Source organism: Treponema primitia ZAS-2 (genome assembly GCF_000214375.1).
GTDB classification, from domain to species: domain Bacteria; phylum Spirochaetota; class Spirochaetia; order Treponematales; family Breznakiellaceae; genus Termitinema; species Termitinema primitia.
Window position 1 is genome coordinate 342,850 of record NC_015578.1, and the last position, 26,932, is coordinate 369,781.

The following is a 26,932-nucleotide window of genomic DNA, read 5'->3' on the forward strand; positions in this document are numbered from 1 at the left end:
ACAATTTTGGATTGGTTAAAAATAGTACTTGAAAAGTATTGAAAAAAATATAAGGACATCGGCATTACGCCGTGGTCTCCATTTCTATTTCTATCAGGGCTTAAACCCTTCCCGTATCGCCCTGGAGAGGGTGTATTTCAAAAAATTGCTTTCCTTTTTCAGTTTGGAAATTTCAATCTGCTGGGTCTTTACGGTTTCTATCAGGTCCCCTTGGCTCAGGGCGCCTGAGTGCATCAGCTCTTCCACGTACTCCATCTTGTTTTCAAAGTCCGTCTCCGCTTCCACGGCAGCTTCCTGGAAGGTATCGTTGATCTCCTCGTCGGTCAGGGTAAAGTTGTCCTCGTCTGACTGGAGTATCTTGTCGGCGATGCGGAAGATGGCCTGGGATAGCACCGACTGGGGTTTGTAGATGGTGATGGGCAGCCGGGCGGCCAGGCTGGTGTCCTGAAGGGCATCCCGGTATATGATCCCCAGGTGCTCGATTTTCAGGTCCAGGTATACTTCGCAGGAGCGCCGTATCTTGGCCGCCACATCCGCGTCCTTGGGGTCCTGGACCATGTTCATGATAAGCCGGGGGTGGATGCGATCCACGTTGGTTTTGAATTTGTTATAGGACTTTGTATCGATCTTCTTAATATCCTGGAGCATCTTGGGCAGGTAGAGCCGCTGGAGCCCTGAGCCTTCCTTGCGCAGTTTTTCCAGGTAGTTGTAGGCCTTGGTGTCCTTGAGAAAGGCGGTGTACATGAGCCGGAATATGGTGTTCTTGAGGAACACGTAGGCGTTTAGGGTTGCGGTAACCGTTGGGGCAGAGACGATGATGCCCTGGCCTGAAAGGAGGAAAAATTCCAGGATGGACTGGTGGGTGCCGGCTCCCAGGTCGAGGATCAGGATATCTGCGTCCAGGGCCAGGAGCCGCTTGACCAGGGCCTTGCGCTGGGAGGGCTTGAGGTTGGCGGTGCCGGGAATCTCCGTGTCCCCGGGGATGAACCTGAGGTTGGGGATATCCGTGTCCGCCACTACCTTGGAAAAATCAGAACGGGTATCGCTGAGGAAAGTCCCGATGCCCAGCTGGGGGGCCTGGTGGCCGATGACCAGGTGCAGGTTCGACGCCCCCAGGTCCAGGTCCGCCAGGATCACCCGCTTGCCCGCCTGGGCAAAGGCTACTGCCAGGTTCGCCGCCACCATGGATTTGCCCACCCCGCCTTTGCCGCTTGCTATGGGGATTATTCGCATTGTACACCTTCCTCGGAGCTTATTTTCCGGTCCCCGCTAACCAAAACAGCGGCTTCCTGCCCCGCCAGAGGCGCCGACAGCGGCGCCGCCAGAAGCACGCCGGTTTGTTCCGCCGGGAACACCTGCTCTCCGGTGAGGATCTTTTTTTTCAGCACCACCCCGCCCAGGATCGTCAGGGCATCCCCCAGGGTCAGAAGCAGGGCAGTCCCAACCACGGTAAAGGAAGGCCGGGTATTCACCGACAGGGCATGGGTGATATTGGGGAGCGAAAAAATCAGCCATGCAAAAACCGCCACCACCGCGAGGACCTTCCCGGCCATATACAGGGCGATATAGGGTTTGTAAGCATCCAGGCGGGTCCACAAAAAGAGGCTCATCAGGGGAAAGAGGCCGTTGGGCACAACGTAAAAGAGCAAAGGGAACACCCGGTCATCCCCGGAACCTTCCAGGGGAACAAAGGCCGAAAGCAGACTTACCATGACAATAAGGCGGGCAAGATCGTAGATAAAAAAAATGAACCGTAGAGGCCGATATGATTCCATTATAGAAAATTCTACGGTTCCAGGGGCTTAGGGTCAAGAGGGGGATGGGGTAAATACCTGTTTATTCAAAGGGTACGCTTATTCTCCGGGAGGGATGGGGATTACCCCCGGCCCCTAACCTGTAGAATCTGCTTGCGGAGCCCAGTAGGTCTCCTCCAGCAGGGAATTCCAGAGACGGGGCCGGGAATAATCCCCATCCCTCCCGGAAACCTGAGCCAACATTTGGAAAACAGGGGTTGCTTTGGTGTTTACCTTAGTCGGGGGTAGGCGCATGGGGAGGGCGCCAGGCCAGTTGTTTAACTTGTTGCACAAGTTTTCTGTATTGACTACACTATTCCCATGTTTCAGGCAACGGCAATCCTAAACCCTGTAAAACAGACCTCGCCTTTGCCCGCTCACGGCTCTTTAGCTAAATCACCGCATGTCAAGTATCTAACGCCCCAGTTTTCCTCCGTATATCAAATTTCCTCAAACCCAGGTAAAACCGCGCCCAATCGGGCGTAGGATTGCTCTATTCCTGGAGCCCGCTGGTTCAGGCCCTTATTCCCTGAAAAACATGTTAGCAAGGAGTAAGCAATGAAAAAGATATTGACCATCGCTATGATAATTACCGCAACCGTCCTGGCGCTGACAAGCTGCGATAATCCCGCCGGCGACAATAAGAACAAATGGATACCGTTACCAAACAATACCCCCGACTTACCGGTCAGGCGTAAATCTGTATCGGCGCTGATACCTAGTTATGCGGTTGGGTAGAACATCAATAGCCCGTGCCAATGCGTTCTATAAGAGTTTCCAGGGCTCCAAAAACTCCTCTTGCAGATACTTACCAACATGGTCAATTTGAATATGCTCATCCATAAAAGCTCCCTATGCAATCCGTATTAGATACTACGGAATAGTCTCGATTTTGTCAAAGTGTCCCTATGAGAGCAGCGCAAGTGGTGAGCGTCCCTATATTTATACCAATGACAATTTATTGCAGTCAGCTTTACAGGAAGATGTTTTTAATAATAAGGCCGTCAATTATCTGGCCATCCTGCAAGTCTTCGGTGTATAAATATGAGCACTGGCATTCTATCGCGGCGGCGGTAACCTGGCTGTCAAAATATGAAAACCCATACCGTTCTTGTATGGTAAGCGCATGTTGTATTGTTTCATCATCCAGGATAAACAGCTCGCAGGCCTTAAGAATTTCGGTTATTTTTTCCCGAATTTCTGAAACCGGATAATGTAATTTTTTTATGCATACATTACAAAATTCACTTAATGTCTGGGTACTAATCACATTGGTATAAGTACTCAGGGCGTTAACTGCCTGTTGTTGTTTTTTTAACTCGGTTTTTGAATAGGCATAAATGAGTACGTTGCTGTCAATGAAGACGTTTTCAACGTCCATTGGCTTCGTCCCGATCAAATTTCCAAGCTTCGGTATTAATAAAGGGGGTAAAGCTGTCTTTGGTAATGGGACCTTTTTCCTTGCGGGGGAGTATGTGCGGGGGTGTTAGCCTGTCTGAGTATTTATCCGTGATGGTAACGATTACCGATCGGGTCTCCATGGATGATGTCCCGCAGTATTCTTCGGGTATTTTAAGGATATTCCCCTGAATTTTCGATTCAAATGTAATTGACGACATACAATCCTCACATGGGCACTTGGCACCTTCAATTTATTTTATGGCAAAAAGGTGTAATTTGTCAACTTTTTTGGCCAGTAACCCGGCCCAGCTATCATAAACTGAGGATTCACCCCTTTCTCACATGCAATGGTATAGAGTTTAATTCCTTATCATCCATATAAATAACAAAGTTGATCACCCCGTTGCCGTTGAAATGCAGGTTGGAAATGGTAAATACCAGGTTGGAGACGGCGGTGGCTTTTCCTTCGCCGGAGACCTCCACCTGGCCGCTTATGGGCTCAATGCTCTGTTCCCCGTTCAGATCCCGGGTTTCGATGCGGAATTTGTGGGTCGTGAACTCCCAGAGGTCAAAGCGGATCCGGATAACCACCGCCAGTTGGGGGTGTACGCAGGGGAAATTCCGGGCAATGATGGTATCGAAGGTCCCTACTATGGTGAGTTTACCACTATTCTCCTGGGCAAAGTCGCAAAAGGTAAAAATTTCGGTTCTCATATTCTGTTACTAAAGAATGGGTTATATCCTTGATAAAATCAATATGCACCGGTACTATTGAAGTATTATGATCGATTCGCAGCGAGGGTATATACCCGAGTCTGATACCTCTAAAGAACAACCATACCCCGACCGCTCTGGGGCGGGGTTGGTTGAATTTGTTCACCTCCATGTCCATTCGGATTTTTCCTTACTAGACGGCGCCGCCTCGGTGGAAGCCCTGGCAGCCAAGGCAGCGTCCCTGGGGATGAAACATTTGGCTATCACGGACCACGGCAACATGTTCGGGGCCCTGAAGTTTCGTAACGCCTGTTTAGGCGATAAAGACCACCCCCTTAAGGACCGCGCTCCGGTGCATCCCATTATCGGCAGCGAATTTTACATGGCTCCGGGGTCCCGAACCGATCGGAAGGGCGGCGAGAACGGGAACAAGTACTACCATCTGATCCTCCTGGCTACCAACGAAGAAGGATACCGGAACCTCATGAAGCTTTCATCCTATTCTTATACCGAAGGGTTCTATTATAAACCCCGAATCGACCGGGAATTGCTGGAAAAATACCATGCCGGGCTTATTTGCCTTTCCGCCTGCCTGGCGGGGGAAATTCCCAGTCTGATCCTCCGGGGGCAGATCCAGGAGGCGGAAAAAACCGCCCTGTGGTTCAACAGCCTCTTTGGGCAGGACAATTTTTACCTGGAAGTTCAGGATCACCGCATTCCGGAGCAGCGGCAGGTAAACCCCATAATCGTCGAAATTGCGGGTCGTACCGGCATCCCCCTGGTGGCTACCAACGACATCCACTATATAGAAAAGGAAGATTCCATTGCCCAGGATCTGCTCCTCTGCATAGGCACCCAGGCGAAGCGGGGGGATGAAAAGCGGATGCGCTTTGACACCGACGAGTTTTACTTCAAAACCGGGGATGAAATGGCGGCCCTGTTCCCGGAAGCCCAATACCCCGGGGCCATCGCCAATACGGTGCGGATTGCCGAACGCTGCAAAACCGAGATTCCCAGCCCCGGGCCGCTGTTGCCGGACTTTGCAATTCCTGAGGGCTACGCCAATGCAGATGAATATCTGCGGCGGCAGACCATGGAGGGGATGGAAAAGCGATACCCCGCCATGGACGCTGAGGTTGTCCAACGGGCGGAATATGAGCTTGGGGTGATCATCTCCATGGGCTTTACAGGCTACTTCCTCATCGTGGCGGATTTTATCAACTGGGCCAAAGAGCATGACATCCCCGTGGGCCCCGGGCGCGGTTCCGGGGCGGGCTCCATTGTTGCATACGCCCTGCGGATTACCAACAACGACCCTATTAAGTACAAGCTGCTCTTCGAGCGTTTCCTCAACCCTGAACGGATATCCATGCCCGACTTTGACGTGGACTTTGCAAACGAGGGCCGTCAGGACGTGATTGACTATGTGACTGAAAAATACGGCAAGGAAAAGGTGGGGCAGATTATCACCTTTGGCACCATGAAGGCCAAGGCTGCGGTTAAAGATGTGGCCCGGGCGCTGGACATAAGCATTGACGAGTCCAATATGCTGACCAAGCTTATCCCGGAAGACCCCAAGATGACCCTGAAAAAAGCCTTTGAGCAGGAGCCCCGGCTGCGGGAACTGGAACAGGAGCCTAAGTATCAGGAACTTTTTGCCATGGCCCGCAAACTGGAGGGGAAAAACCGCAATTCCAGCATCCATGCCTCGGGGATCGTGATCGGCAAAACGGATTTGACCGACTATGTGCCCCTTTACCAGGATAAGAGCGGCGCCGTGGCGAGCCAGTACACCATGGACCTGATCGAACCCCAGGGTCTGGTAAAGATGGATTTTCTGGGGCTTAAAACCCTGGACCTTATTGACCATTCGGTAAAACTTATCCGCCGCCGGGGTGGGGAATATGCGGCTTTTGACATCGAAACCATAAGCGAGACCGGAACGGCGGAATCCGATGCGGTCTTTAAAATGTTGGGAGAGGGGAAGAGCTACGGGGTGTTCCAGTTTGAATCCGAGGGGATGCAGAAGGTCCTGAAAGATGCCCAGCCCACCAGTATCGAAGACCTTATCGCCTTAAACGCCTTATACAGGCCGGGGCCTATGGATAATATCCCCCAGTTTATCGCTTCCAAACACGGCCGCCAGGCCATTGTCTATCCCGATCCCAGCCTGGAAGGTATTTTGAAAGAGACCTATGGGGTTATCGTCTACCAGGAACAGGTCATGCAGGTGGCGCAGATCATTGCAGGGTACAGCCTGGGGCAAGCAGATATACTGCGCAGGGCCATGGGAAAGAAGAAACGGGAAATACTGGACAAGGAAAAGGTGCCCTTTATTGCCGGGGCGCTGAAGCGGGGCTTTAAAGAAGCGGACGCAGACCGGATCTTTGAAATCCTGGCGCCCTTTGCCGGCTACGGCTTTAACAAGAGCCACGCTGCGGCCTATGCGGTGCTGGCCTACCAAACTGCGTACCTCAAGGCGAATTTCCCGGTGGAATTTATGGCTGCAAATATGTCCAACGAAATTTCTAGCGTGGACAAGCTCCCCCTCTATATCGACGAGGCCCGGCGCATGGGTATTTCCATCGATCCCCCGGATATCAACCGCTCGGACCGGCTTTTTACTGTAGTGGACGGCCGCATTGTCTACGGCTTTGTGGGCATTAAGGGCCTGGGGGATGGTTCCGCAGAGGAGATCATCAACTGCCGCAAGGATGGCCCCTACAAGAGCTTTATGGATTACCTCGATCGGGTGAACATTAAAACTGTGGGCAAGAAGGTGACGGAGATCCTGGCCAGAACCGGGGCCTTCGACAGTTTCGGACAGACCCGGCAGACCCTGATACAGAACCTGGAAACTGCGGTGGATCACGCCCAGAACAAAAAAGCGGACAAGGAACTGGGGCAGGCCAGCCTCTTTGATGACACCGACGAACAGGCATTTCCGGATTACAAATTTACGATCCATCCCGAAATGGACCGGGAGGAAAAGCTCAACATCGAAAAGGAACTTATCGGCTTTTATTTTTCCGGCCACCCCCTGGACGATTATAAAGAAGAATGGGAAAAATTTGTAAAACTGGATCTTTCGGATCCCGATAACGCCCCGGAGCGGGATTATACCCTTATAGGGATTCTGAAAACCCTGAAGCCCTACACTAATAAGAGCGGCAGGGCCATGGCCTTCGCTTCTTTGTCGGATTATCGGGGTGAAATAGACATAGTGTTTTTTGAAAAGCCCTGGGAAAGCTGTCGGGATAAAATTGCCGAGGGTGACAAGATCGTTCTCAAGGGCAGGCTGGACAAATCCCGGGGTAAGGCAAGTCTGCGGGTAGAATCGATACTCTCCCCGGAACGGCTTAAAATAAAAGAAGATCTGCTGGAGTATTGTTCATCCGGCCATCCCCTGGATGATTTTGCGGAAGCCTGGGAACAGTTTGTAAAGCTGGACCTTTCAAAGACCGAAAGCGCCCCTGAGGAGGAGTATACCCTGATAGGAATGCTCACCAGCCTCAGGCCCATCACCACCAAGGCTGGCAAGGATATGGCCTTTGGTTCCCTGGCGGATTACCGGGGTGAAATAGATTTAGTGTTTTTTACCCGGGCATGGACAAACAGCAAAGAAAAGCTGATAGAAAACCAGTGTGTTGCCCTTAAGGGGAAACTGGATAAAAGTCGTGAGAAGCCCAGCTTTCAGGTAAGTTCGGTCCTGGAAACGGACAAGCTCAGGAAAAAGGCGGCAAAAAATGCGGCGCCTACGGAGCATCCCGGGGAGGAAGCAGGGCCGGATACAGAGACCCTGGCGGCCCAGGCTGCCGGAAACCCGGGGCAGGGCGGCGGGAGTCCCGATGTTGTGCGGGCTCCGGTTTGGCGGGAACTGCACATACGGCTAAAAACTGCGGTCTGTGAACGGGAAGAGAATCTCTACCCCCTGCGGGATTATCTGTATGACAATTCCGGCCCCTGCTCGGTGTTCATCCATGTTCCTGAAGCGGCGGAGACTGCCACGGTCGATTCAGGGGGTAAAGTAGCCGCGGAGACGGTGATACGAGCCGCTGCCGGGATAGGCGTATCTGCGGATGCTCCCTGCATTGAGGCCCTGAGCCTCTATGCTGCGGTTGCCGAAGTGTGGGGAGCATGAGGAGAGGAATATGCAAGGGTTAATGAACATACTGGGAGGGGTCACCAGTGTCTATATGATCCTTATTTTTATTAGGATCATGCTCACCTGGTTCAGTGGGGCCAATTTTGGCAGGGCATACAAGCTCCTTTCGGATGTCACAGACCCCTACCTTGACTGGTTTCACCGCTTTCCCTTCCTCAGGGTAGCTAACCTGGATCTGTCCCCCATCGCCGCATTAGCATTGCTGTCGGTGGTGAACAATGTATTTCTGACCCTGGGCCGCTATGGGCGTATTACCCTGGGGGTGATCCTGGCCATGCTGATTTCTGCGGTGTGGTCTGCGGCTTCCTTTATCCTGAGCTTTTTTATCATTGTCCTAGCCCTACGCTTTATTGCCTACCTTGCCAACCGGGATGTGTACCACGGTTTCTGGCGCATCGTTGACATGATCTCCCAGCCCGTTCTGTACCGCATCAACCGGATGGTGTTCGGAAAAAGACTGGTGCGCTATGTGCCCGGCATTGTCTCTGCCCTGGGGGTTTTAGCGGTCCTCCGGGTGGGCCTGGAACTGCTGGTGCGCTTCGGCCTGAAGCTTCTGGTTCAACTCCCCTTCTGAGGGATAGTCCCGGCGGAGGGCACAATGTTTTTACGGGAACTTACCATTTCTGCGGATCATGTGGCAGGCATCGGTCCCGAATCCGTCAAATTCCTGGCCAAGGCCGGGGTCATCAATGTGGCGGATCTGCTCTGTTACTATCCTCGCAGATGGGAGGACCGGAGCCGGCAGGTACCCCTTAGGGATTATAGATCCGCAACGGTGTGCACAGTAGTAAAAGTAATCGCCCATGACTGGTTTTATGTAGGACCTAAAAGAACCCTGAAAATTTACATTGAAGATGAAAGCGCCCAGGCGGTGGTGCTGTGTTTCAACCGGGATTTTATGAAAGACACCATGCTGGTTGGAAACTACTACCGGCTTTGGGGCGCCTTTGAGTATAAACAGAAATACGGCGAGGTACAGGCTTCCGTCGTTGATACGGAGCTTTGCGAAGAGGGCGCCAGCATTGGGCCGGAGCTAAGAAGCCCCAAGGGATTCGGGCATATCGTTCCGGTCTATCCCCTGCGGGGAAAACTGACCCAGGGGAATCTGCGGAAGTTCATCCGCCAGGCTTGGATACAATACGCCAAACCCCTGGAGGACGAGCTTCCCCAGGCTATCATTCAGCGGGACGGCCTTTTCCCCAAAAGTCTTGCAATCAGGGCCTACCACTTTCCCAAATCCATGGAGGAAAAGGATCAGGCCCGGAAGTCTCTGATCTACGAAGAGCTTTTCTACCTGGAAGTGATGGTGGGGAAACGCGCCATGGAACGACGCGCAACCCGGGAAACATCGGCGCCTGTCAGCAGCGATACTGCGCGGGTAACTGCGTTGCAAGCAGCGCCGAGTCCCGGCATTTCCGGCGTCGGCTCCTCCGGGGAATTTTTTCCTCTGCAGGCACATCTTCTGGAACGGCTCCCCTTCGACCTCACCCCGGGGCAGACAGCGGCTATTAGTGAAATTAACCGGGATATGGATGGCCCCTATCCCATGGCCCGGCTGCTCCAGGGCGATGTGGGGTCAGGAAAAACCCTGGTAGCTTTTCTGGCGGCCCTGCGGGCGGTGGAGGGGGGCAGCGGGAAGGCCGGGCGGGCGAGACAGGCGGCTGCACCTGGTCAGGCAACGGCGCTACCCGGGCAGGCGGTGATCATGGCGCCCACGGAACTGCTGGCCCGGCAGCACGCGGAAAACGCCGCCCGGCTTCTGGAGCCCCTGGGTATCAGGCCGGCTTTTTTGACCGGGAACATCAAGGCTGCCGGGCGGTCCCGGCTGTTAAAGGCCCTGGCTGCAGGGGATATAGATCTGGCGGTGGGGACCCACGCCCTCTTTTCTCGGGATGTGGCCTACCGGAACTTGCGCCTGGTGGTGATAGACGAGCAGCACCGCTTCGGGGTAACCCAGCGCCAGGCCATCATGGCCAAGGGCTATGCAGGGGAAAATCCGGCCCTTCCGGACTTATTGATGATGAGCGCCACCCCCATTCCTCGTACTTTGGCTTTGACGGTTTTCGGCGACATGGACGTGTCGGTGATCCCCGACCTGCCCCCGGGCCGCAAGCCCATAAAGACCCACCTGGCCCGTGAAGCTAGCGAAGGGCGGGTCTACAACTTTATTCGCAACGAGCTGGCCGCAGGGCGGCAGGCCTATTTTGTCTATCCCCTGATCGAGGCAGACCTGAATAAAAACCTGAAGGATGCGGAATCCATGGCGGAGCGGCTTGCAAAAAAAGTTTTCCCCGAATACCCCGTTGCCCTGGTCCATTCAAAGCTGGATGACGAGGAAAAACGGCAAACCATGGAAAAGTTCCGCCTGGGGGAAATCCGCGTGTTGGTGGCCACCAGCGTGGTGGAGGTGGGGGTGGATGTACCCAACGCGAGCTGCATGGTGGTAGAACACGCCGAGCGCTTCGGCCTTTCAGCCCTGCACCAGCTCCGGGGCAGGGTTGGCCGTGGAGAGGCGCAGTCTTACTGTTTCCTGGTGTACTCCGATGCATCCGATGAGTCGCCGGGGATGCTGCCCGAAGCCGGTGCGGCCCTGACCGATGACGGCAAGACCCGGCTGAAGGTGATGCTGGAAAACACCGACGGCTTTGTTATCGCCGAGGAGGACCTGAAACTCCGGGGCCCGGGGCAAATCGCCGGCATAGAGCAGTCAGGCTACCTTTCCCTAGGTATAGCCGAACCCATCCGGGATGCAGAGGAACTCGCCCGGGCCCGGATCGACGCCTTTGCCATACTGGAGGAGGACCCAGGCCTGCTCCTGCCGGAACACCGCCGCATAGCCCAGGTGCTGGAACGGGCCCCGCCTTTTTCAAATATAACTTTGTAGTGGGGTTTAAAGCAGTTTTGTGGTAATGTATCAAAATGACCCATAAAATCACCTGATTTAGCGAAGTGAGTCATTTTGGAACCCTATAAGCCCGGTCTTTTCTTATTGCGTTAAAACGACACAATTTCTGTTTCCAACGAAATTATTTTTCTTTCGTTAGATGAATTGTCAATTGTAAGCTGCCAACCATAAATCGACATAACTTTATATATTATAAAGAATTACGAAACAAAAACACTTTTGAAGTTTAAATCTTGCAAATCATTTGCAGTTTGGCATGGTTCTTGCTTATTATATATAACGAATAATAATAGGAGGCCCTAATGGCAACAATGACAGCGAAAGTAAAAAAAGAGACCCGGAACATTCAGCGAAATTCTTCCCGGAGCACTAATTCCGATGAAAATATTCTCTCCATGTATTTAAAAGAAATTAATAAGATCCCCCTTTTGGCCAGAGAAGAGGAAGAGGAAGCTGCCCGCCAGGCAGCCAAGGGAAACCGCGCTTCCCAGCACAAACTGATTAACGCCAATCTCCGATTTGTGGTCAACGTGGCTAAAAAATACCAGGGCCAGGGGCTTCCCCTTTCGGACCTGATCAGTGAAGGGAATATCGGCCTTATGAACGCTATTGAGCGCTACGATGTGGACAAGGGCTACCACTTCATTTCCTATGCGGTCTGGTGGATACGCCAAGCCATACTCAAGGCGATTTGCGAAAAATCCCGGATGATTCGGCTGCCTCTGAACCGGGCCAATGAGTTGGTGCAGATTGAGAAAGCCAAGAAGTGCGTCCAGGAAGTCGGCAGCGGAGAGGCGGAGATCAACGAGATCGCCAGGCTCCTGGAAATGGAACCGGACCATGTGGCGGATCTGATCAATATTAGCCGGGACCTGGTTTCCCTGGAAAACCCTGTGTATGATGAGAAGAATTCTTCTACCCTGGGTGATTTTATCGAAGACGAACATTACGCTTCCCCGGAGAAGTACGCCACCGATTCGGCCCTCCAGGACGATATTGAGTCGGTGTTAGGCACCCTCAATCCCAAGGAAGCGGACATCATCCGCTACCGTTTCGGCCTGGGCGCAAAGGCCCCCATGTCCTTAAAGGAAATTGGGGATCGCTTCAACCTGACCAAAGAACGGATCCGCCAGATTGAGAAAAAGGCCCTTAGGCGCTTACAGCACCCTTCACGGATGTGTGTCCTTGAAAGTTATGTAGCCTAAGCATTATTCTAATCTCTATGGAACCTACTTTTGGCAAAGCGCCCCCTCTGGGGGCGCCATTTCTTCCCAATGCGGTTATCTTCGACATGGACGGCCTGATGATTGACTCGGAAAGGCCGGGGATTCGTGCCTGGATAGACGCCGCCCGGGAGTTAGGCTGGGATATGGCCGAAGAGCTGATACTTCAGGCTGTAGGGAGAAATGAAGAATCCACCAAAAATCTCCTGATCGACGCCTTCGGCCCGGGTTTCCCCTATGAAAAGGTCCGGGATTTAACCCGGGAACGTATTATTGAACGAGCAGAAAAAGAAGGTATTCCCCACCGCCCCGGGCTCATCGCCCTGCTGGATCACCTTGCCGCCCTGAAAGTCCCCCTGGGTGTAGCCACTTCAACAGACCGGGAAGCCGCCCTATGGAAGCTCCGCAAGGCAGGAATACTGGAACGTTTTTCCGCAATGACCTTTGGTGATGAAATCCGCCGGGGCAAACCCGATCCGGACATCTTCCTTCTGGCAGCAGCCCGCCTGGGCGAAGCGCCCCGGGACTGCATAGGCTTCGAAGACTCCCCTGCGGGTCTCATGGCCCTCCACGCCGCAGGAATCCGATCGGTATTTGTTAAAGATATTCTGGAACCCTCGCCAGAGGTCCTGGCTACAGTCTGGCATCGCTGCGCCGACCTAGCAGAAGCCCGCGCCCTCTTCGGCCACTAACCCCTTTCCAAAGCGCCGCCGAAGGCGCGCCCAAGCCATTCCATGTAGCGTTTCCAAACTCCCCAAGCCCCGCCGGAGGCGCAACCAAGGCCATCCCCCCCAGGCTTTTAACCAAGGCGCCGGCAGGGTGGGGGAGCCTTCGGGGGGCGTCTATGGAATTCCCCGCCGTAGCAGACCGCGTAGCGGGCTGACGGAGGCGGACTCAACATGTTAGCCCCCCGAAGGCTTCCCCGCCCTGCCGGCATTTGTTTAAAGAGCCGCTAGTATTCTTCCCGCAGCCAAACTTCCCGGAAACCCGCATTGTAGAGCCGTTCCCCCACGCCCTGCATCTCAAAGCCCCGAATCCAGGGAATGAGTACCCGGGTCATGGTGCCCTGTTGTTCAAAGACCGGGCTGAACCCGGCGTTTAACAGGCGGTCAAAAACCTCCTGGGCGTTTATCCGGGCTTTGAAGGAGCCTACCTGGACCCGGTACACCGTGTTATCACGGGCGCCTGGCATATGGGGTATCACCTTGACTGCGGGACCTTGACGGGGTGGCGGGGGGGCCAGAGTCGGAGCAGGCGCATAGGCCGGCGGGGCCGGAACTTGGGCCGGGCCGTTTACCCTGGGCCGTTCAATCCCTGAAATCCAGGGTGCGGCCAGTTCCGGCAGCAGGGGATCAGTGGGTATAGGCCGGGGAATAAAGGGTTCCTGCTCCCAAGGGGGAACAATGGGTTCAATTTCTGAGGTTGGGGTTATTCCGGACGGTGCCGGGGAGGCTGCGGCAGGGATCGGCACGGAAGCCACCGGGGGCGGGGGAAGGGTATCAGAAGCAGCCGGCTCAGATGTTGCAGCTACTGGCTCCGGGGCATCTGTAGGCCCCGGGGTGACAGCAGCCACAGGCGCCGCTGGGGTAGTTACCCCAGGCGCGGGTATTGTAGCCGATGTTGGCGCAACAGCTACAGGCGCCGCCGGGACAGTTGCCCCAGGCGCGGGTGTGGCAGCCGGTGTTACCGCCGCAGTAGCTGTTGCTGCTACAGGCGCCGCAGTTGTTCCTGCGTCCTGATTCAATATCGCTTCAATGGTTACCTGGGTAGTATCGTCAAACATGGCAATGGCCGCGGCTGCGGCAGGGGAAAGGTTTATGATCCGGGAATTTGACTGGCCTATACGCTCAGTAATTGTTACCGTGGCCTCGGCGCCCGTCTCCAGATTGGTTACCTTAACTTCCTGGCCTATAGGCAGGATGGCGTGACCTGCAACGAGTTCATCCGATTCCAGATCCTGGGTTGCCGCACCGGTTTGAACATAATTCAATGGTTTGGCCTGGGCTGCGCAAATCGCAGTAAGCATTACACTGAACAACAGTACGGTAAGCACACGTTTAATCATCATTATTCCCCTTTCATCGGGTTTTCCCACAGCGGCGCCACAGGCCGGCCCCGGTAATTTGGTCTAGTATTACCTAGTATTACCTATACTAAGGGAAAAACCAAGGTCGTAATCTGAATTTCGGCATTTTTAGTCTTGGATATTACCTAAAAAAATACCAGCCAAGGAGAAATTGCTTTGCTGTATGGGGTGCTACAGGATTTGACGGCGGCGGGAATTTACATAGCGAGAAAAATCATTGATGTTTTTGACCACAATACGGTCACTGAGGAGTTCCATCCGGCGCTGGGTGACAAAATGGTTGATGATTTCCCGGGCTTCGTTGACGCTCATGGCTGCCCAGTGGGCTATATCATCTACGGTGGTGCGGAATTCACGGCGGTCGATGGTCTTGTCATTGTCGGCCTGCTGTTCGTCCAGCATCAGAAAGACGTCCGCAATACGGGCCTGGGGTTCCTCCAGGGTGAGAATCATGAATTTGCGCTTTGAATCGTACAGGCGTCTTGCAAAGGTTCGCAGGAGTTTCAGGGCTATCTGGGGATTTCCGGATATGAGAATTTCAAAATTTTTCCGGTTGAATTCCAGAACCTGCACCTTGTCCAAGGCTATGGCAGTGGCGGACCGGGGGGAATTTTCCAGGATCGCCATTTCGCCGAAGGTTTCCGGGGGCTGGAGTATGTCTAGGGTTTTTTCCACATCCCCGAGAACCTTGACCAGTTCTACCCGGCCTTCCTGGATGAGGTAAAAGGTATCCCCGGGTTCGAATTCGGAGAAGATCATCTCCCCGGGCTTGAAGGTCCGGGTAAAACGGGCAAAGACGGAAAGATCCGCCTCGGGAAGCAGGGCCATGCTAGGCACCTCCCAGACTGGACAGGGCTTTCTTTGCTTTCTGATGGACCGGCTCTTCCTGGTCGGGGATCATCGAAAGGATCTTTTTATAAAATACTATCGCCATATCCTTCATGCCCCGGTTTTCATGGGACTGGCCTATGAAGTACAGGGCATCCCCCAGGTTTGGGTGCTTGGGATAGCTGGTGATCATGATCGTAAAGTGCTGGATGCACTCATCAAATTTATTCATCATAAACAGACAGCGGCCGATTTCGTAAGTACTTTTTGCCATGTACTCCAGGTCCTCTTTGGCGTCCACGATCTGATTCAGGGCAACGAAAGCCTGCTGGAATTTTCCCTGGGAGATAAAACTGACTGCGTCATAATAGGCTTTGGCAGTGGCGGAACTGTTTTCCCCCGCAACGGCCTGGCCTATGGATGATTTTCGCCTGATCGGTGGCGGGGGCGGCATAGCCTCTTGCCCGGAATTTTCGGTGACCTGCATATTTTGCGCCGCCTTAGCGGCATTCTTCCCCGAGGGGTAGTAGGTCAGATAGCGGCCGAAAATATACTTTGCCTGGGAAAAACGTTTGTTTTTCAGGTAGTATTCCCCCACATTGTAGAGACTCTGCTCGGGATTTTCAGGATTATACCCTTCTTTTTCCATAATATTGGCGATTTGCTGGTGGACGCGCCGCTGCTGATTGGAAAAAACCTTGAGCATCTTCATGATTATCCGGGTATTGGAACTGGCCAATTGTTCAAATTCGGAAACCACAAAGGCCATAACGGTAGTTTCCTGGTAGGCAATGGCATTCTCTTCCCGGGGATACTTGCCCAGGGCGGATTTAACCCCAAAAAATTCCCCTTTCTGTACGGAGTCTAATATGTTCTCCCCATTTTCAATATCCTGATAGGAGAGATTTACCTTGCCACTCTGGAGCAGGTATATCTTTTCCGAGTTGGTTTCCCCGGCAAAATAGATAACCGCGCCGTCTCTGTATTGCAGTGTTTTAGGCATACATCTCCAGAACCATCCTTACATATTCGTATTTTTATTTTATGTCGGTGGCCCCATACAGTCAACTGCTGGAATTCTGTTTAGCTAGGGATGCGCCTGGTACCTTTTACCCAATTATAGTATAGTTTACCCATAATTGGAGAACCATGATCGATCTGCATACCCATTCCAGGGCCTCCGACGGCTCTTTGACCCCTTCTCAGCTGATACAAGCCGCTAAAGAGCGGGGCATTTCCGCCCTTGCCTTGACGGATCACGATACCGTCGACGGCCTTGAAGAGGCCCGGGTGGAGGCGGTAAAGGCTGGGATACGGTTCATTCCGGGGATAGAGCTGGAGATACGGTATGAAAACGAAGCGGGGGCCAGCGCGGTTAGCGGGGAATTCCATCTTTTGGGCCTGGGGCTCCGGGAGATCGGGCCGGGTTTCCGGGAAACCCTGACAGATTTGGGCCGTAGGCGGGAAAACCGGAACTTACAGATCCTGGACCGCATGGTGGAGCAGGGGATCCAGGCGGAGTATAGCGAAGTCCAGGCGCTTTCCGGGGGCGGCTCTGTGGGGCGGCCCCATTTTGCGGACCTTTTGGTTAAACGGGGCATTGTGAAAAACCGGGAACAGGCTTTTGACCGGTTCCTGGGCAAGGGGCGGCCCCTGTATATCCCCAAGGAGGGGCTGGAATTTACCAGGGCCCTGAGCCTTGTCCGGGATGCCGGAGGTATCCCGGTGTTGGCCCACCCCATGTCCCTCTATATTGCCTGGGGTCGGCTCCCGGACTTTATCGCGGATCTGGCTGCCCAGGGGCTTGCGGGTATTGAGGCTTGGCACCCCACCACTAAAGTCCAGGCCTGCAAACGTCTGGAAGAACTGGGAAGATCCCTGGGGCTCTACATCACCGCGGGCAGCGATTTTCATGGGGAGTCCCGGCCGGACCGGAAACTGGGGATCACCGCCGGGGGCCTGAAAATCGACGATTTTTTTCTGGATTCTATTCCCCCCTTGCAGAATCTACCTGAAAACGCTATAATTCAAGAATAATTGTGATTGTTCCGAAACCCAATAGAGGGAGAACGCTGTGAAAAAATTTTTGTTTATCGCAACCCTGTTCCTTATCGTGGCAGGTATTATACCCCTGGCCGCTCAGAGTATGACCGGTGCAAACGAGGGCTTGTATTCGGTTACCATAAGCCTGGAAAAGATTTACCCCTACCGGAAGGGTTATGTGGTTAAATATCGGAAGGGTATGACCCAGACCGTGGACGCCTATCTGCCCATTGATTGGTTCCACGGAACCGGAGCCAAAGCGGATTTGATTCTCCTTGGTTCCGGGACCGATTGGCCCCATCTGACGGTTTTTTACAAGGATGGTGAATTCAGCCATGTTCGCCTCTATGTGCGTAAGGAACGGACCCATGAGACCTGGGGGGATGTACCCCTGAATGTCGATATTGACGATCGTTTTGAGAATGTTGAAGATATCAGGCTCGAATTCTAAATGCCCTTTGCTGAATTAGATCGAATACAGGAAGCCATCCGGGCAGAAAAGCTTGACCGGTGGCTTTTTTGGTGAAAACCCCGATACCCCAAGCCCTGCTTGAATTTATTCAGGAAAATTCTAAATTTCTCATAGCCGGCCACCGGGAGCCCGATGGTGACTGTGTGGGAAGCCAACTAGCCCTTGGTTCCGTCCTGGAACGGCTGGGCAAAGAAGTCATCCCCTGTTCCGCCGGACCTTTTAAGCGGGGGGAAATAAAAGGCTACGAACCACGGTTTAGCTCCGGCCCCACCGATGCGGAGCGTTCCGGCGCGGCGGTGATCATCCTGGATTGTAGTTCCCCGGAACGTACCGGGGACCTGGCCCCCTTTCTAAAGGGGCTCCCCACGGCGACCATCGATCATCACCGCACTGGGGAAACCCATGAATTCCTGAGCTACCTGGACCCCTCGGCGCCTTCTACCACCTTTCTGGTCCTGGAACTTATCGAAGCCCTGGGGCTGAGTCCCACTAAAGAGGAGGCGGAACTGCTTTTCTTTGGGCTTTGTACAGACACGGGCTTTTTTCGCCACGTGGACGACCAGGGTGCCGAAACCTTCCGCTGCGCCTCCCGGCTTATCGACGCCGGGGCCAATCCCAAGCGAGTATTCCAGGCCATGAACGGCGGCAAAACTCTGGATTCCCGGATACTCATGGGCACGATCCTTGCCCACGCGGAATCCTATTTTGGGGGCAAGCTTCTCTTTTGCACAGAAACCCTGGAGGATACCCAGCGTTACGGTCTGGAAGGCAGGGATTCTGACAGCCTCTACCAGCTTCTCCAGGCTGTGGAGGGGGTAGAAGCCATCGTCATCATACGCCAGGAAAGCCCCGACAATTGTACTGTGGGCTTCCGTTCCCGGGACGCCGTGGATGTGGCGGCCATAGCCGCAGGCTTTGGCGGCGGGGGACACAAAAATGCTGCAGGACTCAGCGTAGGCGGGGTCATAGAAGAACTGCGGCCGCAAATTCTCCAGGCCTTCCAAAAAGTTTTTAACCAGAACCCGTGATTCAAATCATTTTAGACATTTAAAAAAAGCTCTCCGCTCCGTTTACTCCCGATATACCGGAAGAGGAGTAAACAATCATGGACAGCACTGTTTTAACAAAACTACTGTACCGCTATTTTCGGGGGCAGATCAGCCGGAAGGATCTGGAAGGCCGCATTTTTCAGCACATCAAAGATAATTACCATCAGTTTCGTCCGTATAATTTCAACCAGGATGATTATATGGATTACCTCTGCTGGCTTTACCCGCGAATATCCCGGGCAATAGACCATTATCATGATCAGGGCGCCACTTTTGATGCCTACATAGGCGCCCTGGTTCATTGGAGTATCCGCGAATACCGCACCATAGAGACCGAACACCATATCGCGGAATACGCTTGCTGGAAAGCCAAGGCCCTGGATGAAGCGGCGGTCAACGAGGAGGAACCTGAGTACCTTGAAAGTGAACCGGCCTTTGATTCGGTTCCCAATCCCCGGCAGATGTTAGTATTACTGCTTAAATCCTACCAGTATATGTCACCGGATTTTCTGGAACGGGCTGCACCGGCACTGGGTGTTACTAAAGAAAAACTTTCTGAGTTGGTTGATCAGTTACGGATACTGCGCTTAAACCGGGAAGAGGAGATCCGTTCGCTTCAGGAACGGATTTACAGCCAGTTTTACCGGTGCATCATTTTTGAGAAAAAGCTCCTCTCCGCCGCCCCCCGTTCCAGCCGCTATGAACGGATGAAGCGCCGCCTCGGCCGGGCCCGTAAACGGCTGGACTCCATGCGCAGACGGCTTGCGGGCATGAAAACCGGGGCCAGCAACCGCCAGGTTGCAGAAATACTGAATTCCGCCAAGGGGACTGTGGACGCCCAACTCCACGCGGTAAAAGAGAAGTATGAGGATAAGGGCAAGGATGAAGGGAAGGACGAGGGGAAGGAAGGCCATGAATAAGTAAAAATCAGATCGGCCCCCCGAACTTACGTCGATTCGTCTTCGCCCAACAGGGCTTATACACTGGGCTGTTAAAGGTTACGATATCTACATGTTAAGTTACAGGCACGGGTTTCATGCGGGCAATGGTGCGGATGTCCTGAAGCACGGGGTTTTGATTTTTTGCCTGGAGTATCTCTGCCGGAAAGAGACGCCTTTCTTCGCCATTGATACCCATGCCGGGGCGGGGCTGTATGCACTGACCGAAGGGTTCGGGGCGCTGAACCGGGAATGGGAGCGGGGGGCGCAGCGGCTACTGGAAAGCCCCGGCTTGCCGCCTCTTCTAGCCCGGTATGCCGCCCTGGTAGCGGAATCCCTGGACGCCTGGGGGAACTATCCGGGTTCTCCGGCTATTATGCAAAGGCTGCTCAGGGATCAGGACAGGGCGGCTTGTTTTGAACTTCACCCGACAGATTTTGCCGGCCTGGAGCAAGCCCTGGGCACGGACAGCCGCTTCCGTCTGAGCCGGAGTGACGGCTTTGCCAGCCTGAAAGCCCTGCTCCCGCCCCCGTCCAGGCGGGCTTGTATCTTCATGGACCCTTCCTACGAACTTAAAACCGATTATACCCTGGTTCCCGCCTCCCTCGCCGAAGCCCTAGGGCGTTTCCCCACGGGGCTGTATATTATCTGGTACCCTTTATTGCGCAGTTCCCGGGAGCCCTCAGCCGGTGCGAGCCTGGCGGAAACCCTCATGGCTCTGTACCCCGGAAACCGCTGTGCCGTGGAAATCCGTACCGCTCCCCCTGAATTTCCGGCCCAGAATACCCCGTCGGGCAGCCCGGTACTGCGCCTGTACGGTCACGGTCTGGTTATCTTCAACCCCCCCTGGACCCTGCGCCCAGCCCTGGAAGAAAGCCTTCCGGTACTGGCCTCGCTCTTGGGAGGAGAAGCGGGAAGCTGGCGCCTGCAGTGGGAAACCGAGCCCCCGACCCCGTAGCTAAGATTTCCTCTGAATTACTTATTTGACAATACCCTTCTATTTATATATATTTACTAGGGTATTCAAAAAAAATGAAAACCAGAGGGAATATATTGACTCTTTTACCGTTTTATAATAGACTGTTTCTATCTCTTGTATTTTCTAAAGGGGGTGTATAAAAAATGTACAAGCTTTTCGTATATTTCCCCGGCAATCCCAGCCGGCCCGCACCGTTCTTACCCCTAATCCATGGCAATCACGGGTGTATTCCCGTCTAGATAATATTTATAGGAGTAAGTAATGAAGAAAAGAATCTGGATTTTCAGCGCTCTTTTTGTGGCGCTCCTTTTGGTTTTCGCATCCTGTGATTCCGAAGAAACTGTAGTCGAGGAATATACCAGCCTAGGCACCCAAGACAGGGTCAAAAATGATGCATATCTCGACCTGGTCCCCGGGGTGTATATTCCGATAATCACCGGTTTTACGGCTGAAGATGGCGCTCCGATCATTGTCCAAACCATTACGGAAGCCATAGCGGAGATACCCGGTGTCCCCGGTACTCCCGGTACTCCCGGCAAAACTACCACTACTACTACCGGCGCTGGTAATGCGATAAAGGGCCTTGAAGACGCCTTCAACCAGTACGATAAGATCTGGTACACCGGTGGCGGCAGTGTTATCGTGCCCCCTGGGAAGACCTTGTATGTTTCCGGCAGAACCGTAAATTCTTTCTCCATAGCCTCGGGTCCCTTAAGCACCGGTAGGGTCGGCATCGGCATCGGCCCCGGCACCCTGGTTGTTTTGGATGGCGGTAGTGTGGCTCTGAGTGAGGATGGCGCTCTTGGCGGCGCTCTTGAAGTGAATTATGGTGGCGCCATAACTGGCAGCGCCAATATATACGGCTCCGGCTATCTCAATGTGCGGGGTTCTATTGAGTTGGACGGAAATATTGATATTGACGGCGATATATACGTTGGCCCGAAGAGTGGCTCCGACTATAATTTCCGTCACAATGGGCATATTCAAGTCGCTAATGTTGTCAGTGGGGGCAAAATAGAGGTGGATGGCGAAATCGGTATTACGATCCTCGGTGGTGTTGTTGCAACCCAGATTGAGGGAGTTAATGCGGAGTGGCAGATACTGGTCGGACCCAAGGGCCGCATATATACCGCCAGCCCTTTCAGCTCACTTAAAGTTATTGCGAACGGGAGCATAAAAGTTTCCGAAAAAGGCGAAGTTAACGGTGATGTCATTTCTAAGAACGGTAATGTTTTTGTAGATAAAGATGCTTCTGTTTATAATATCGAAGCCGAAGGTGAAATAGCTAACGTTTGGGTGTATGGCGAGGCAAATAATATTTTCGGCCATTATAATGTTACAATAGGCGAAGGCGGCAGAGCTAGTGTTATTAATACCTATTATGATTGGCCTATCTCTTCTCCCTACACTCATAGTTCAAACGCAGGTATAATCGAGGTAAAAGGATCTGTGATTTCTACTGGAACTGCTGTCGTGGCAGGTGGTGACTTTAACCTTGCAAAATTTGATTACGATTTTACCTCTCCCTCTTCCAATTGGCCTAACGGTTTTATTGCCGGAGAGGTAGTACTCAGCGGCCAATCCAGCAAAAACGATATATATGGTTTTATTGGTGGTTATGAAGAAGATGCGGATCTGCGCAAAGATGGAAGTGGGAATACGCTTCCAATAACTGGTGGGCTTACGTTAAATGGTGTTACCGCGACCATCTATTCGGACGCACTGGTTTCCGGCGCGATAGCGGTTAATACTGATTCTGATGATGATGGTATCATTCCATCAACCCTCAATATTGATGGAACGGTAAGCCTTTTCAAAGGACTACTTGGACCTGGTGTGACTGGTTATACTCCTGATCCTCAGAGTTTAACTGTTGCCCGTGGATCCCAGATTGTACTCGCCAGCTCCGCAGAAATTGATGCCTACGCTATTGTTGCCGGCTCTATTGGTGGTTCTATCTGGATTAACGGCGCTTCACTCTCCGTGGATGATATAGTTGAAGCTGTTCTTCACAACAGTGATGATGTGGTTTTGGCATCAAGTTCTGTGCATCCTACCGCTCCTATTGTTTACAACAAGGGTGTAAAAATATACACCACAATCCCTCTGGAGCCTAAAAACACGGGTGCTTTAACAATCTTAGCAGGAACCCCCTTTATACATACCAAAATTGCCGACACCGGTTTTACTTCTACCGCCATCACCGGTACGTTTACCGTAGCGGCTGACAATTTTGTTACGCTATTGCAGACTACCAATTTTGGCGGAGCCTTGGCTGTATATGGGACGCTTGATGCACGCACCAGCGGTTTCGTGTTAGACCGCACTACCGCTCAGAACATTACTGTCGGGCCTGATGGAAAGATAGCATTAGCTACATACACCATTGAAAACAGCACCAGCGACGATGCTGTTGTCGCGAAAGCCGGAGGGACCGTAAACTTCAATCATAATAAGATTATTTTAACCGGGGCTACTGCTGTCGAGAGTGTTACTGTTGGATCAGGCGGGTTGAAACTTGGCAGCAAGGGTGGCGCCGCAGAATATGAATTTTATATTACTGCTGGTGGTGGTGGCAGTAGCATAGTTCCTGTTATAGATGCCGGTGACAAGACCATTAACCTGGTGGAAGGGGGCTTCGTAAGCGCCGACGGCAGCGCGCACATTTCCTTTGGCAGCGGTTCCTTTACTTTGGGGGCCGGTGGTTTGAGTTTAGCTACCGGCGCTCAAATTGACCTGTCAACTACTACTAAGACTCTTAACCACAATGCCCTTTATCTCATTTTTGGTCAGCCCGCACTCGGTTGGGTTGCCACTGACAATATAGTGGGGCTGGGTAATTTCACCGAAGGTACCTTCGACGGAGGAGCCAAAGTGGGTCCTTTCACGACCGCCGGCTTTACTCCTAATACAGCGCTGACAAGCTTGCTCTCTATTGTCGGCAGCACCCGTTATCCTAAGTGGAAACTCTCCGGATCAACACAGAGAATTGCACTTAGTAGTAATGTTTACACCGACAACAACTAAAAATCCTGACGATTTTTAAGTTCAAGCTGCCTGGTCAAAAGATCGGGCAGCTTTTTTTCGGCCCTTTAGCAACCTTTCCAAGCGGCCTGTGTCTTACTATTATGAAACAAAATAGTAAGCTGCCCTTTCAAACTATCGGTGAAGAAATCGCCAATTCCATACTCCATGGATTCGGGGCCTTCCTGGCCATTGTGGGACTCGTTCTTTTGGTACTCCGGGGCAATGGCTACCTGGGTGTTGCCGCCGCCGGGGCTAAAACCATCACATCCTATGTGGTTTTTACCGGGGCCATGTTCTGCATGTTTCTGGCTTCCACCTTGTACCACGGTATTCAGCATGTGGAGGCCAAGCGTATCCTCCGCATTCTTGATCATTCCGCCATCTACCTTTTTATCGCCGGCTCCTACACCCCCTTCTGCCTCATCGGCCTCAAAGGCGCTTGGGGCTGGGCTATCTTTATCGCCGAATGGGTCCTGGCTGCTGCGGGGATCACCCTCCATGCGGTCAACTTTCGGGCTTTGAAAAAGGTTGAGCTTATTGTTTATCTGCTCATGGGCTGGGCCATCGTGATTGCCACGATTCCCCTGGTCAGGTCCATCTCCCACATTAGCCTCATTTTGCTGGCCGCCGGGGGCGTGGCTTATACCCTGGGAGCCCTCTTTTACCGCAAGCGTGAGATCCGGGGCACCCATGTCACCTGGCACGCCTTTGTCCTGGTTGGGGCTATCTGCCACTGGCTATCGATTTGGTGGCTGTAGGGAGCGCCCCATCTTGCCTTCCCTGAAGCTTACAAATTTGTTATAGTATCCCCATGGCAACAACCGTTGACGATAAAAAAATTATTTATTCCATGCACCGGGTCTCTAAAAAACACGGGACCAAGCAGGTGCTCAAGGATATCAGCCTCTCCTACTTTTACGGGGCAAAGATCGGCGTAATCGGCTTGAACGGGTCGGGGAAGTCCAGCCTTCTGAAGATACTGGCCGGGGTGGACACGGAATTTTCCGGGGAAAGCTCCGCAAGTCCGGGGTTTAACATCGGGTTTCTGGAACAGGAGCCGGTCCTGGAGGCCGGGAAGACCGTGAAAGAGGTCGTTTCCGAGGGGGTCCAGGAGTTGGTGGACCTTTTGGCGGAATTTGACAAGGTGAGCGAGGCTTTTGGGGATCCCGATGCGGATTATGACAAACTCGGAGCCAGGCAGGCTGTCTTGCAGGAGCAGATCGAGGCCGCTGATGGCTGGAACCTGGACAGCCGGCTTGAACTGGCCATGGACGCCCTGCGCTGCCCCCCGGGGGAACAGGTGGTGGATGTCCTTTCCGGGGGCGAGCGGCGGCGGGTTGCCCTGTGCCGGCTCCTGCTGAAAAAGCCGGATATCCTGCTCCTGGATGAGCCTACCAACCACTTGGATGCGGAGACCGTGGCCTGGCTGGAACGGCATTTGCGGGAATACGATGGCACGGTTATCGCCGTTACCCATGATCGCTACTTTTTGGACAATGTGGCCGGATGGATCCTGGAACTGGACCGGGGCGAGGGGATTCCCTGGAAGGGGAACTATACGGGCTGGCTGGAACAGAAACAGGCCCGGATGGCCCAGGAAGAGAAGGGCGAAAGCGAGCGGCGGAAGACCCTGGAACGGGAGCTTGAGTGGATACGCATGAGCCCCAAGGGCCGGCACGCCAAGAGCAAAGCCCGGATCACCCAGTACGAAAAACTTTTCCAGGATGACGGCCGGGAAAAAATCCGGGAGAACCGGATCACCATCCCCGCCGGGCCCCGGTTGGGCCAACTAGTGGTCGAGGCCAAGGGGCTGTTAAAGTCCTTCGGGGATCGACTGCTCTTTGAAAACATGGAATTTGCCGTGCCGCCCGGGGCCTGCGTGGGGATCATCGGCCCCAACGGCGCAGGAAAGACCACCCTGTTTAAAATTATCACCGGCCAGGAAACGCCTGATGCCGGTACTCTCCGCCTAGGGGACAGCGTTAAGCTGGCTTATGCGGACCAGATGCGGACCAGTCTGGACGGGGAAAAGACCGTGTGGGAGCAGCTTTCAGGGGGTCTGGACATTATCAAGCTGGGATCCGACCAGGGCTCAGGGGTCAAGGAAGTCAATTCCCGGGCCTACTGTTCCTGGTATAACTTTTCCGGCGGGGACCAGCAGAAAAAGGTGTCGATACTCTCCGGCGGAGAGCGGAACCGGCTCAACCTGGCCATGATGCTCAAGGAGGGAGCCAATGTGCTGCTCCTGGACGAGCCCACCAACGACCTGGACGTGAACACCCTCAGGGCCCTGGAAGAGGCGGTGGATACCTTTGCAGGGGTAACCCTGGTGATAAGCCACGACCGCTGGTTTCTGGACCGGATCGTCACCCACATCCTGGCCTTTGAGGACGGGGAAGTCATCTGGTATGACGGAAACTGGTCCGAATACGCCGAATGGCGGCGTCAGAAATTAGGCGCCGAGGCGGACAGGCCCCACCGTTACGTGTACCGGAAACTGGAGCGCTAGACCTTGATTGCATCAATAGAGGCCTGAAGGCACTGCTTGATAAAGCGGTGAATAGCGAGCTTGCTGTTGTCGGCTATGCTTTTAGGGTCAAAGAGGAGTATCCAGATATACTGGCTGTCAAAACGGGGGCCCATGAAGACCATATCCGCCATGGCAAGGGATCCGTGGAGCTTTAGCTGTACCCCCTTGAGCTGGGAATTTTGCCTGAGCTCATAGAGCTTACTTACCCGCACCGCAAAACCCGCTGAGCTGATGTCCAGGAGTTTGCCTTCGATAATTTCCCCGCCCTTCTTGCAGTTCATGGTCGCCAGGCCCTCTTCGACAACGGCCCTAAAACATTGCCGCCGGCCCTTGGCTTCATTCGCCAGCAGGGCGGTAAAAATAATCTGGGTGCTTTCCTTGGCCCCTAGTTTAAGCTGTATGTAGCCGCAGGGGACCAAAAGCTCCATGAGGTATTTTTGCATAAGTTCCCGGTCATTGTTGTAGGACATAATCCCCAGCCGTACCTCGGTATCCGGGTCTTCCTGTATCTCCGTAATATATGCTTCCCATTCCTTTTCTTCCAGCCGCTCATCTATATTGATGAACATGATGGACCCGGGAAAGCGTTTTATAAGGGTCCTGGCCCGTTTGTGGTCTCTGAGTATGTATATTTCGTAGCCACTCATAATGAGCTCATCCACCATGGCATCCTGGATAACGCTGTGGGGATATAAAAAAAACACTTTTCTGCCTTCGAGCTTCTGCTGTTCCATAGAAGTATATACTAGCACATATTTGTATATTGACACAATTATTCT

At 53.3% G+C, this 26,932-nt stretch carries 23 protein-coding genes; 14 read left to right on the top strand and 9 right to left on the bottom strand.

All coding sequences use genetic code 11. The annotated features are described in order from the left end of the window. Nucleotides 1-93 precede the first annotated feature (93 nt). Together TREPR_RS01495 and TREPR_RS01500 are read right to left on the bottom strand one after the other, a co-directional pair. Nucleotides 94-1,233 (bottom strand): nucleotide-binding protein, encoded by a 1,140-nt coding sequence (locus TREPR_RS01495; RefSeq protein WP_015706509.1) that lies wholly within the window; start codon nucleotides 1,231-1,233, stop codon nucleotides 94-96. After that, the gene (locus TREPR_RS01500) at nucleotides 1,224-1,775 is read right to left on the bottom strand and encodes a hypothetical protein (protein ID WP_015706510.1); all 552 of its coding nucleotides are present in this window, start codon (nucleotides 1,773-1,775) and stop codon (nucleotides 1,224-1,226) included. Before TREPR_RS01500 ends, TREPR_RS01495 begins: the two co-directional genes overlap by 10 nt. A gap of 576 nt (nucleotides 1,776-2,351) precedes the next feature. Between TREPR_RS01500 and TREPR_RS01505 the strand changes: the two genes are divergently transcribed. After that, nucleotides 2,352-2,531 (top strand): hypothetical protein, encoded by a 180-nt coding sequence (locus TREPR_RS01505; RefSeq protein ID WP_015706512.1) that lies wholly within the window; start codon nucleotides 2,352-2,354, stop codon nucleotides 2,529-2,531. A gap of 235 nt (nucleotides 2,532-2,766) precedes the next feature. Here the strand turns inward: TREPR_RS01505 and TREPR_RS01510 are convergent, their stop codons facing one another. The 3 genes from TREPR_RS01510 to TREPR_RS01520 all read right to left on the bottom strand — a co-directional run bounded on the left by TREPR_RS01510 (nucleotide 2,767) and on the right by TREPR_RS01520 (nucleotide 3,908). After that, on the bottom strand, nucleotides 2,767-3,174 hold the full coding sequence (locus TREPR_RS01510) for a PIN domain-containing protein (RefSeq protein ID WP_015706513.1): 408 nt from the start codon (nucleotides 3,172-3,174) through the stop codon (nucleotides 2,767-2,769). Beyond that, entirely contained in the window at nucleotides 3,164-3,412 is a 249-nt protein-coding gene (locus TREPR_RS01515; protein ID WP_041610969.1) for a hypothetical protein, read from the bottom strand. Before TREPR_RS01515 ends, TREPR_RS01510 begins: the two co-directional genes overlap by 11 nt. 109 nt (nucleotides 3,413-3,521) lie before the next feature. Beyond that, the gene (locus TREPR_RS01520; protein ID WP_041610970.1) at nucleotides 3,522-3,908 is read right to left on the bottom strand and encodes a DUF6941 family protein; all 387 of its coding nucleotides are present in this window, start codon (nucleotides 3,906-3,908) and stop codon (nucleotides 3,522-3,524) included. Nucleotides 3,909-4,056: 148 nt separating this feature from the next. On the opposite strand from TREPR_RS01520, the gene dnaE reads away from it, so the two are divergent. The 5 genes from dnaE to TREPR_RS01545 all read left to right on the top strand — a co-directional run bounded on the left by dnaE (nucleotide 4,057) and on the right by TREPR_RS01545 (nucleotide 12,893). Further along, entirely contained in the window at nucleotides 4,057-8,049 is a 3,993-nt protein-coding gene (gene dnaE, locus TREPR_RS01525) for a DNA polymerase III subunit alpha (protein ID WP_015706514.1), read from the top strand. Nucleotides 8,050-8,059: 10 nt separating this feature from the next. Next, on the top strand, nucleotides 8,060-8,647 hold the full coding sequence (locus TREPR_RS01530) for a YggT family protein (RefSeq protein ID WP_015706515.1): 588 nt from the start codon (nucleotides 8,060-8,062) through the stop codon (nucleotides 8,645-8,647). Between the two features lie 24 nt (nucleotides 8,648-8,671). Continuing rightward, on the top strand, nucleotides 8,672-10,957 hold the full coding sequence (gene recG, locus TREPR_RS01535) for an ATP-dependent DNA helicase RecG (RefSeq protein ID WP_015706516.1): 2,286 nt from the start codon (nucleotides 8,672-8,674) through the stop codon (nucleotides 10,955-10,957). Nucleotides 10,958-11,280: 323 nt separating this feature from the next. After that, nucleotides 11,281-12,183: a sigma-70 family RNA polymerase sigma factor gene (locus TREPR_RS01540; RefSeq protein ID WP_015706517.1), complete on the top strand. Its 903-nt coding sequence runs from the start codon at nucleotides 11,281-11,283 to the stop codon at nucleotides 12,181-12,183. A 17-nt stretch (nucleotides 12,184-12,200) separates the two neighbouring features. After that, nucleotides 12,201-12,893: an HAD family hydrolase gene (locus tag TREPR_RS01545; protein ID WP_015706518.1), complete on the top strand. Its 693-nt coding sequence runs from the start codon at nucleotides 12,201-12,203 to the stop codon at nucleotides 12,891-12,893. Nucleotides 12,894-13,153: 260 nt separating this feature from the next. Here TREPR_RS01545 and TREPR_RS01550 read toward each other — a convergent pair whose 3' ends face one another. The 3 genes from TREPR_RS01550 to TREPR_RS01560 all read right to left on the bottom strand — a co-directional run bounded on the left by TREPR_RS01550 (nucleotide 13,154) and on the right by TREPR_RS01560 (nucleotide 16,118). After that, nucleotides 13,154-14,269: an SPOR domain-containing protein gene (locus TREPR_RS01550; RefSeq protein ID WP_245534767.1), complete on the bottom strand. Its 1,116-nt coding sequence runs from the start codon at nucleotides 14,267-14,269 to the stop codon at nucleotides 13,154-13,156. Between the two features lie 189 nt (nucleotides 14,270-14,458). Further along, on the bottom strand, nucleotides 14,459-15,115 hold the full coding sequence (locus TREPR_RS01555; protein WP_015706520.1) for a Crp/Fnr family transcriptional regulator: 657 nt from the start codon (nucleotides 15,113-15,115) through the stop codon (nucleotides 14,459-14,461). Nucleotide 15,116: 1 nt separating this feature from the next. Next, nucleotides 15,117-16,118, bottom strand: a complete 1,002-nt coding sequence (locus TREPR_RS01560; protein ID WP_015706521.1) for a cyclic nucleotide-binding domain-containing protein — start codon at nucleotides 16,116-16,118, stop codon at nucleotides 15,117-15,119. A 146-nt stretch (nucleotides 16,119-16,264) separates the two neighbouring features. Between TREPR_RS01560 and TREPR_RS01565 the strand changes: the two genes are divergently transcribed. The 8 genes from TREPR_RS01565 to ettA all read left to right on the top strand — a co-directional run bounded on the left by TREPR_RS01565 (nucleotide 16,265) and on the right by ettA (nucleotide 26,132). Continuing rightward, nucleotides 16,265-17,152 carry a PHP domain-containing protein gene (locus TREPR_RS01565; RefSeq protein WP_015706522.1) on the top strand — a complete coding sequence of 296 codons (888 nt, stop codon included), beginning with the start codon at nucleotides 16,265-16,267 and terminating at the stop codon, nucleotides 17,150-17,152. A gap of 37 nt (nucleotides 17,153-17,189) precedes the next feature. Then, nucleotides 17,190-17,609 carry a hypothetical protein gene (locus tag TREPR_RS01570; RefSeq protein WP_015706523.1) on the top strand — a complete coding sequence of 140 codons (420 nt, stop codon included), beginning with the start codon at nucleotides 17,190-17,192 and terminating at the stop codon, nucleotides 17,607-17,609. 71 nt (nucleotides 17,610-17,680) lie between these two features. Continuing rightward, nucleotides 17,681-18,658, top strand: coding sequence for a DHH family phosphoesterase (locus TREPR_RS01575; RefSeq protein ID WP_015706524.1), 978 nt, complete (start codon nucleotides 17,681-17,683; stop codon nucleotides 18,656-18,658). Nucleotides 18,659-18,735: 77 nt separating this feature from the next. Beyond that, the gene (locus tag TREPR_RS01580; protein WP_015706525.1) at nucleotides 18,736-19,599 is read left to right on the top strand and encodes a hypothetical protein; all 864 of its coding nucleotides are present in this window, start codon (nucleotides 18,736-18,738) and stop codon (nucleotides 19,597-19,599) included. A 91-nt stretch (nucleotides 19,600-19,690) separates the two neighbouring features. Then, nucleotides 19,691-20,575, top strand: a complete 885-nt coding sequence (locus TREPR_RS01585) for a 23S rRNA (adenine(2030)-N(6))-methyltransferase RlmJ (protein ID WP_015706526.1) — start codon at nucleotides 19,691-19,693, stop codon at nucleotides 20,573-20,575. Nucleotides 20,576-20,857: 282 nt separating this feature from the next. Then, nucleotides 20,858-23,623: a hypothetical protein gene (locus tag TREPR_RS01590; protein ID WP_015706527.1), complete on the top strand. Its 2,766-nt coding sequence runs from the start codon at nucleotides 20,858-20,860 to the stop codon at nucleotides 23,621-23,623. Between the two features lie 101 nt (nucleotides 23,624-23,724). Then, a complete protein-coding gene (gene trhA / locus TREPR_RS01595; RefSeq protein ID WP_015706528.1) occupies nucleotides 23,725-24,381 on the top strand; it encodes a PAQR family membrane homeostasis protein TrhA in 657 nt (218 codons plus the stop codon). Between the two features lie 53 nt (nucleotides 24,382-24,434). After that, nucleotides 24,435-26,132 (top strand): energy-dependent translational throttle protein EttA, encoded by a 1,698-nt coding sequence (ettA, locus tag TREPR_RS01600; RefSeq protein WP_015706529.1) that lies wholly within the window; start codon nucleotides 24,435-24,437, stop codon nucleotides 26,130-26,132. On the opposite strand, the gene TREPR_RS01605 is transcribed toward ettA, so the two are convergent. Further along, nucleotides 26,129-26,887, bottom strand: a complete 759-nt coding sequence (locus TREPR_RS01605) for a hypothetical protein (protein WP_015706530.1) — start codon at nucleotides 26,885-26,887, stop codon at nucleotides 26,129-26,131. The two genes, ettA and TREPR_RS01605, sit on opposite strands and share 4 nt — an antisense overlap. Nucleotides 26,888-26,932: the final 45 nt, after the last annotated feature.

Excerpts from the sequence above, each read along its gene's own strand:
- TREPR_RS01530 (WP_015706515.1), top strand. The coding sequence starts at position 8,060 with ATGCAAGGGTTAATGAACATACTGGGAGGGGTCACCAGTGTCTATATG.
- TREPR_RS01545 (WP_015706518.1), top strand. The coding sequence starts at position 12,201 with ATGGAACCTACTTTTGGCAAAGCGCCCCCTCTGGGGGCGCCATTTCTT.
- TREPR_RS01565 (WP_015706522.1), top strand. The coding sequence starts at position 16,265 with ATGATCGATCTGCATACCCATTCCAGGGCCTCCGACGGCTCTTTGACC.
- TREPR_RS01495 (WP_015706509.1), bottom strand. The coding sequence starts at position 1,233 with ATGCGAATAATCCCCATAGCAAGCGGCAAAGGCGGGGTGGGCAAATCC.
- TREPR_RS01520 (WP_041610970.1), bottom strand. The coding sequence starts at position 3,908 with ATGAGAACCGAAATTTTTACCTTTTGCGACTTTGCCCAGGAGAATAGT.
- TREPR_RS01590 (WP_015706527.1), top strand. The coding sequence starts at position 20,858 with ATGAAGAAAAGAATCTGGATTTTCAGCGCTCTTTTTGTGGCGCTCCTT.
- TREPR_RS01540 (WP_015706517.1), top strand. The coding sequence starts at position 11,281 with ATGGCAACAATGACAGCGAAAGTAAAAAAAGAGACCCGGAACATTCAG.
- TREPR_RS01505 (WP_015706512.1), top strand. The coding sequence starts at position 2,352 with ATGAAAAAGATATTGACCATCGCTATGATAATTACCGCAACCGTCCTG.
- recG (WP_015706516.1), top strand. The coding sequence starts at position 8,672 with ATGTTTTTACGGGAACTTACCATTTCTGCGGATCATGTGGCAGGCATC.
- TREPR_RS01585 (WP_015706526.1), top strand. The coding sequence starts at position 19,691 with ATGTTAAGTTACAGGCACGGGTTTCATGCGGGCAATGGTGCGGATGTC.
- TREPR_RS01580 (WP_015706525.1), top strand. The coding sequence starts at position 18,736 with ATGGACAGCACTGTTTTAACAAAACTACTGTACCGCTATTTTCGGGGG.
- TREPR_RS01555 (WP_015706520.1), bottom strand. The coding sequence starts at position 15,115 with ATGGCCCTGCTTCCCGAGGCGGATCTTTCCGTCTTTGCCCGTTTTACC.
- TREPR_RS01510 (WP_015706513.1), bottom strand. The coding sequence starts at position 3,174 with ATGGACGTTGAAAACGTCTTCATTGACAGCAACGTACTCATTTATGCC.
- TREPR_RS01515 (WP_041610969.1), bottom strand. The coding sequence starts at position 3,412 with ATGTCGTCAATTACATTTGAATCGAAAATTCAGGGGAATATCCTTAAA.
- TREPR_RS01605 (WP_015706530.1), bottom strand. The coding sequence starts at position 26,887 with ATGGAACAGCAGAAGCTCGAAGGCAGAAAAGTGTTTTTTTTATATCCC.
- trhA (WP_015706528.1), top strand. The coding sequence starts at position 23,725 with ATGAAACAAAATAGTAAGCTGCCCTTTCAAACTATCGGTGAAGAAATC.
- ettA (WP_015706529.1), top strand. The coding sequence starts at position 24,435 with ATGGCAACAACCGTTGACGATAAAAAAATTATTTATTCCATGCACCGG.
- TREPR_RS01500 (WP_015706510.1), bottom strand. The coding sequence starts at position 1,775 with ATGGAATCATATCGGCCTCTACGGTTCATTTTTTTTATCTACGATCTT.
- TREPR_RS01560 (WP_015706521.1), bottom strand. The coding sequence starts at position 16,118 with ATGCCTAAAACACTGCAATACAGAGACGGCGCGGTTATCTATTTTGCC.
- TREPR_RS01550 (WP_245534767.1), bottom strand. The coding sequence starts at position 14,269 with ATGATGATTAAACGTGTGCTTACCGTACTGTTGTTCAGTGTAATGCTT.